Here is a 6,173-nt window from a genome sequence, read left to right on the forward strand (position 1 = left end):
CCGCCAGTTCGCCCACAGAGACGAAGGTCCCAGAGCTGCTCACCCCGGCGGCGGAAGCTTTTGTCAGTTGTGAGAGGCACAATGTCTGAGTGAACTCCGCTCTGCCACCGCGCCCTGCCCGCTCGTCAGGCACCCCGCGCCGCGGCCCGCTGCTCAAGCGCGCCGCGTGGCGCGCTGCCGAGGTGTTCACGACGCCGGCGCCGCCGCAGGAGTTCGCGCGCCTGTTCAACCCACTCGTCTCGAGCCGTCAGCTGCGCGGCGTCGTCACCGCCGTGCGCCATGAGACGGCGAACTCGGCCACGATCGAGTTCGCACCCGGCGGCACGTGGGACGCGCACAAGGCCGGCCAGTACGCGCGCATCGGCGTCGAGATCGACGGGGTGCGCAACTGGCGCTCGTACTCCCTCGTCACCGCCGAGGGCCACGACCCGGCGATCACCGTCACCGCAGTCGGGCGCGTCTCGAGCCACCTCGTGCACCACACCGAGCCCGGCGACGTGCTGTTCCTCGCGCCGCCGCAGGGCGACTTCCTCCTGCCCACCGGCCCGCGCCCCCTGCTCATGCTGACGGCGGGCAGCGGCCTCACGCCCGTCATGTCGATGCTGCGCACCCTGCTGCCGCAGCGGCGCGACGCGGACGTCGTCGTCATCCACTCCTCGCGCAACCCCGACGAGACGCTGTTCCTCGACGAACTCACGCAGATGAACGACGCACACCACAGCCTGACGCTCGTGCACCGCTTCACCGAGCACGAAGGCCGCCTCGACCTCGCGACTACCCACGACCTCGACACGCTCTGCCCCGACTGGCGCAGCCGCAAGACGTACGTCTGCGGGCCGCAGGAGATGCTCGACGACGCCGAACGTCTCTGGCACAGCGAGGATCTGCCGCACGAGCTGAGCGTCGAACGCTTCGCCCCGACCCTGTTCGCCGACCCCGACGCGCGCGGCGGCGTCGTCACGTTCGAGAAGTCCGACAAGGAGGCGAGCGCCGAGGGCAACACGACGCTGCTCGAGGTCGGCGAGGACGCAGGCGTCCTGCTTCCGTCCGGGTGCCGCATGGGCATCTGCCGTACCTGCCTGACGCCGCTCGTCAGCGGCACCGTGCGCAATCTGTCGTCGGGCGAACTGTGCTCCGACGAGGGCGAACTCATCCAGACCTGCATCAGCGCCGCCGTGGGCCCGGTCCACCTCGACGCGTGAGTAGCGATGACGTCACCATGACCACCCACGGCGCATTCCGCCGACCCGACGCGCCCGCCCTGAGCGCACGATCCCGCTGCGTCGTCAGCCCCTCGACGCCCCGTCACGCCGCGCTGACCGGACGCGCGGCCACCTCACGTCCTCTTTCCCAATCCGGCGAGAACGAACCCGACCAGGAGTTCAGCTCATGACATCCGTCCTCAACGCCCTCAAGCCCGGCGCCGCCGATTCGAAGACGGCCCGCGCGGCCGCGAAGCCCGACAAGCGCACCGGCGTCCTGCCGACGCACGGCCACCTCGCCGTGCGCCCGCCGACGGCCGCGCACCTCAGTGACGACGACGTCGAACGCCTCGGCGCCGAACTCGACGCGATCCGTGACGAGGTGCTCGCCGAGCGCGGCGCGAAGGACGCTGCGTACGTCAAGCGCATGGTGAAGATCCAGCGTGCGACGGAACTCGCGGGCCGCGTCTGCATGATCGGCAGCCGCTCGAAGATCGCGTGGAGCGCCGGCGTCGGCCTCATCGCGCTCGGCAAGGTGCTCGACAACATGGAGCTCGGCCACAACGTCCTGCACGGCCAGTGGGATTGGATGCGCGACCCCGACATCCACTCGACGACGTGGGAGTGGGATTTCGTCGCGCCCGCCCGCGGCTGGCAGCACACGCACAACGACCTGCACCACACGTGGACGAACGTCATCGGCAAGGACCGCGACGTGGGCTACAACATCCTGCGCGTCAGCGACGACCAGCCGTGGAAGCCGCGCGACCTCGCGAACCCGCTCGTCAACCTCGTGCTCGCGCCGATGTTCGAATGGGGCATCGCGAGCTACGACATCGAGTGGGATCAGTACAAGGCCGGGTACAAGTCGCGCGAGGCCGTCATGGCCGACATCGCGGCGCTGCGCGACAAGGCCATCGCGATGGTCTCCAAGGACTACGTCGCGACGCCGCTCGCTGCGGCTACCGTTGGCGCGCTCGTCGGCAAGGCCCTCGGACGACCGACGAACTTCCGTTCGACGGCGCTGCGCGCGCTCGGCGGCACCGTCGCGGCGAACGCGCTGCGCAACGTCTGGGCGCACGCCGTCATCTTCTGCGGTCACTTCCCCGACGGCGTCGACACCTTCGACGAACGCATGATCGACGGCGAGACGCGCGGCGACTGGTACATCCGGCAGATGCTCGGCTCGGCGAACATCTCCGGCACCCGCACGTTCCACACGCTGACGGGCCACCTCAGCCACCAGATCGAGCACCACCTCTTCCCCGACCTGCCGAGCAACCGCTACATCGAGGTCGCCCCCAAGGTGCGCGAGATCTGCGAACGCTATGGCCTGCCGTACAACACGGGACGATTCGGGCGTCAGCTCGGCTCGACGTGGAAGAACATCTGCGTCCTCGCAGTCCCGACACGTGACGAATGGGCCGCCTACCGCGCCGGTTGATCGCCTCTGCCCCTCGACGAACCCGCACGTCCTGTCTCGACGGGAGTGCGGGTTCGCACGCTCCGTCGGACGGGCGTGTGAGCGCGCGGGAGCACCCAACCCGCACGTTGCCGTCGCAACTGGGCGCGATAGTTCGCGTATCCGCTGAGCGCACAGCTCGCCGAGTCGCCGCCACCCTGTGAAGTAGCTCATAATGGGCTGTGCATGCCCGATCTGCTCGAGACCGAGCCTCGCGGGCCTTCATCGAAAGGTGACTCACGTGTCACTCACCTCCCGCGTCGCCGCCGGTTTCGGCACCGCGCTCGTCGCTGTCTCGTTCGCCGCTCCGGCCCTCGCCGAGCAGCCTGCCCCGAAGCCGACGATGCCCGCCACCATCGAGCAGCTGGCTGCCAAGCTGCCGCCGTTCCCCGGCGAGAACGCCACGGACGCGCAGATCGAGGCGTGGTTCCAGCAGGCGTCGAAGGCCCTCGGCCTGCCGCCCTTCCCGGGTGAGAACGCCACGGACGCGCAGGCGTACACGTACGTCAAGGCCGTCGTGAAGCTGCTCGGCCTGCCGGCACTGCCCGCGATGGACGCCTCCGACGCCGAGTACGACGCGTGGGCCGGCAAGGTCGCCACGATGTTCGGCCTGCCGAAGCCGCCGTCGGCCAACGCGTCCGAAGCACAGTGGGACGCCTGGTTCACCACGCTCATGGGCATGTCCGGCATGCCGCAGATGCCGGGCGGGATGCCGCACAAGCCGGGCGCGTCCCACGCCTCGTCGAAGCCGGCCGGCCCCGTCGTCCAGACCGACCGCGTCGCGCCGTCGTCGAACACCGGCGCGCTGACGGGCGCTGCCGCGCTCGCGTTCGCTGCGGCGGGTGTGACGCTCGTCATGCGTCGCCGAGCATCGCGCTGACGCAACGCTTTTCCCGGGTGACGCCCGTCGAGCCACGGCTCGGCGGGCGTCGCGCGTTTGCGGCGGGCCGGGGCTCGGTCATTAGACAGGTGGAGAACCCGCACGGAGCAACACCACTTCGTGCCCGCTCACACTTTCCGAGGAGACGCCACATGTCGCACTCGACCATGAACATCCGTCACCGCGCCGCCGCCCTGGCCGGCGCAGTCGCCATCGTCGGCACCGCAGGAGCCGGCCTCGCGAGCACCGCTTCCGCAGCGACCGGCTCGGGCGCGCAGAGCACGCTCGCCGCCATCAAGTTCTGCGAGGGCTCGAACAACTACCAGGCGCAGAACCCGTCGTCGACCGCCTCGGGCGCCTACCAGTTCCTCGACACGACGTGGCAGGGTCTCTCCGCCGCCAAGGGCTACTCGAAGGCCAAGTACGCGCCCGCGTCGGTGCAGGACGCCGCAGCCCTCGAGTTGTACAACCAGGCCGGCACCTCCCCCTGGGCCGCCAGCTCCAGCTGCTGGGCCACGTAAGACCTCTCGGCACGATGTGTCGTGCCGGTGACGCCCCCGTCAGGGTTTGTCCTGACGGGGGCGTCGTGCTGCCCGGGCAGGCCGGGGGTGGGGCCCGTCAGGACGCGCGTCGCACGACACCGTCGAGCTGAGCGGCTGAGTCGACGATGCGGTAGCCGACGCCACGCACCGTCGTGATGTCGTGGCGACCGAACGGGCGGTCGAGCTTGCGCCGCAGATGGCTGACGACCTGGTCGACGAGGTTCGACGTCGCCGCATCGAGCCCGCCCCAGACATCGTCGACGATGCGCGCGCGTGACACCACGTGCCCCGCGTTGCGCATGAGCAGTTCGAGGACGGCGTACTCGCGGGCGGTGAGGTCGATCGCCACCTCACCCCCTTGCGCGCCGCTCACCACGTCGCGGGTGGTGGCCCCGCCCGGCTCGGCAAGGGCGCCACCGATGCTGGCGTGATCGCTGCCGGCGTCACCCGTGGTGGCGTCGTCGAGCGTCCTGACGGCGACGCGCGCCGCTCGATCCAGACGGAGGGTCCCGACGCGCAGTTCGTCCTCGACGAGGTGCGGGGCCCTGCGCGTCAGAGCTCGCAGACGCGCGGCGACCTCGGCGAACGGCACGGGTGAGGTGACGACATCGTCGGCGCCCGCGTCGAGCACGTCGACGAGGTCGGCCGATTCGCTGCGGCGAGCCATGACGAGGATCGGCGCGCGCTCGCCGTCGCCGCGCAGGGCGGTGACGACGGGGACGTCGTGCGTGCCGGGTCGGGCGCTGCAGATGACGATGACGTCGGGTTCCGCCTCGCTCGCCAACCACAGCGCCTCGCCGCGCTGAGAGGCCGCCTGCACGACGTACCCCTCCTGCGCGAGCGCCGGCTGCAGACGTGCCGACGTGCGGCCGGATTCGTCGACGATGAGTGCCTTCATGACGGCGACGCTAAGAACCTCGCCTTTGATTTCGATAAGAACGCCGGCCGTCACGCGCCCTCTCTGAGGCACCGACGGACCCTCGCCCGGCGGCTCGCCGCGACGCGGTGCTTCTGTCGAAAAATGTTGCCCCACAAGCGATCAGAGCCGCCCGCCGTCGACAGGATGCGATGACGGCACGCCTCACAGCAGGCTCACAACGTTTCGTCGCCGTCAGAGTCGCGTCAGCCGCCCGCAACGAAGCGTCGGCACGGTGGATGACGTCAACAGACCGACGAGAGGAACAGTCATGACCCACTTCGACGCCACCACCGACCCGATCCGTTCGCACGACATCACGGACGCCGCACCCAAGCAGAAGCGCAAACGCGCCATGACGTTCGCGAGCGGAATCGCGCTCGTCGGCGTCGCCGGTGCGGGCCTGGCCTCCACCGCGAGCGCCGCGACGTCGACGTCCTCGTCGTCCGCGTCATCGGTGCTCGCCAAGATCAAGTCCTGTGAGAGCGGCGGCAACTACCAGGCCGTCAACGCCTCGAGTGGCGCCTCGGGCGCCTACCAGTTCTTGAACTCGACGTGGAAGGGCCTGTCGGCCGCCGCCGGCTACACGACGGCCGCCTCGGCGCCCGCGTCGGTGCAGGACGCCGCCGCCCTCGAGCTCTACAACCAGGCCGGGACGTCGCCCTGGGCCGCCTCGAGCAGCTGCTGGTCGAGCATGACGAGCGCGCCCACGACGAGCACCTCCAGCTCGTCGACGAGCACCTCGCCGAGCACGAGCGCCACGTCGGGCACGACGACGTCCACGAGCACGAAGGCGTCGAGCGCGTCCAGCTCGACGGGCAACAGCTCGAGCACGACGACGAGCGTGTCCAACTCGAAGAGCAGCACCGCGAGCACGAAGGCGGCGCACCCGGGCAAGGCGAAGGCGCACGGCAAGCCCGCCCTGAAGCGCCCTGGGTCTGATGGAGACTCGCGCTATTTGATTCCGATCAGCAGATTGCTGTCGTTGGGGACAGCATAGAACGCGTTCTCGAACTCGGCGGGTGGGACGTCTCCGAGGTATCCGTGGAGGCGCTGCGTGTTGTGCCAGTGCACCCAGCCGAGCGTCGCGAGCTCCAGATCCTCCACCGGCTTACACGGTCCCGAGCGGGTGGGCCCGCGAACCAACTCGGCCTTGTAGTAGCCGTTCACC

7 protein-coding genes are annotated in these 6,173 nt (G+C 69.9%); 5 read left to right on the forward strand and 2 right to left on the reverse strand.

The genetic code is table 11. The features are described 5' to 3' along the window. The first annotated feature begins 89 nt into the window (after positions 1-89). The 4 genes from J4Z35_RS02570 to J4Z35_RS14670 all read left to right on the forward strand — a co-directional run bounded on the left by J4Z35_RS02570 (position 90) and on the right by J4Z35_RS14670 (position 4,065). The gene (locus J4Z35_RS02570; RefSeq protein WP_083604027.1) at positions 90-1,202 is read left to right on the forward strand and encodes a ferredoxin reductase; all 1,113 of its coding nucleotides are present in this window, start codon (positions 90-92) and stop codon (positions 1,200-1,202) included. A gap of 187 nt (positions 1,203-1,389) precedes the next feature. Then, complete coding sequence (locus J4Z35_RS02575) at positions 1,390-2,646, forward strand: acyl-CoA desaturase (RefSeq protein WP_074041131.1); 1,257 nt, start codon at positions 1,390-1,392, stop codon at positions 2,644-2,646. Between the two features lie 259 nt (positions 2,647-2,905). Beyond that, positions 2,906-3,544 carry a hypothetical protein gene (locus tag J4Z35_RS02580; protein WP_074041132.1) on the forward strand — a complete coding sequence of 213 codons (639 nt, stop codon included), beginning with the start codon at positions 2,906-2,908 and terminating at the stop codon, positions 3,542-3,544. A 152-nt stretch (positions 3,545-3,696) separates the two neighbouring features. Next, on the forward strand, positions 3,697-4,065 hold the full coding sequence (locus tag J4Z35_RS14670; protein WP_083604028.1) for a transglycosylase family protein: 369 nt from the start codon (positions 3,697-3,699) through the stop codon (positions 4,063-4,065). 97 nt (positions 4,066-4,162) lie between these two features. On the opposite strand, the gene J4Z35_RS02590 is transcribed toward J4Z35_RS14670, so the two are convergent. Further along, positions 4,163-4,984, reverse strand: coding sequence for a response regulator transcription factor (locus tag J4Z35_RS02590; RefSeq protein WP_074041133.1), 822 nt, complete (start codon positions 4,982-4,984; stop codon positions 4,163-4,165). A 289-nt stretch (positions 4,985-5,273) separates the two neighbouring features. Here J4Z35_RS02590 and J4Z35_RS02595 point away from each other — a divergent pair, with 289 nt between their 5' ends. Next, positions 5,274-6,002 carry a transglycosylase family protein gene (locus J4Z35_RS02595; RefSeq protein ID WP_074041134.1) on the forward strand — a complete coding sequence of 243 codons (729 nt, stop codon included), beginning with the start codon at positions 5,274-5,276 and terminating at the stop codon, positions 6,000-6,002. Here the strand turns inward: J4Z35_RS02595 and J4Z35_RS02600 are convergent. After that, positions 5,957-6,173: IS3 family transposase (locus tag J4Z35_RS02600; protein WP_208065336.1), on the reverse strand; the 217-nt coding region annotated here is incomplete at its 5' end. The genes J4Z35_RS02595 and J4Z35_RS02600 overlap by 46 nt on opposite strands.

This window comes from Dermacoccus sp. NHGro5, assembly GCF_017565385.1.
Lineage (GTDB): Bacteria > Actinomycetota > Actinomycetes > Actinomycetales > Dermatophilaceae > Dermacoccus > Dermacoccus nishinomiyaensis.

Excerpts from the sequence above, each read along its gene's own strand:
- J4Z35_RS02595 (WP_074041134.1), top strand. The coding sequence starts at position 5,274 with ATGACCCACTTCGACGCCACCACCGACCCGATCCGTTCGCACGACATC.
- J4Z35_RS02590 (WP_074041133.1), bottom strand. The coding sequence starts at position 4,984 with ATGAAGGCACTCATCGTCGACGAATCCGGCCGCACGTCGGCACGTCTG.
- J4Z35_RS14670 (WP_083604028.1), top strand. The coding sequence starts at position 3,697 with ATGTCGCACTCGACCATGAACATCCGTCACCGCGCCGCCGCCCTGGCC.
- J4Z35_RS02575 (WP_074041131.1), top strand. The coding sequence starts at position 1,390 with ATGACATCCGTCCTCAACGCCCTCAAGCCCGGCGCCGCCGATTCGAAG.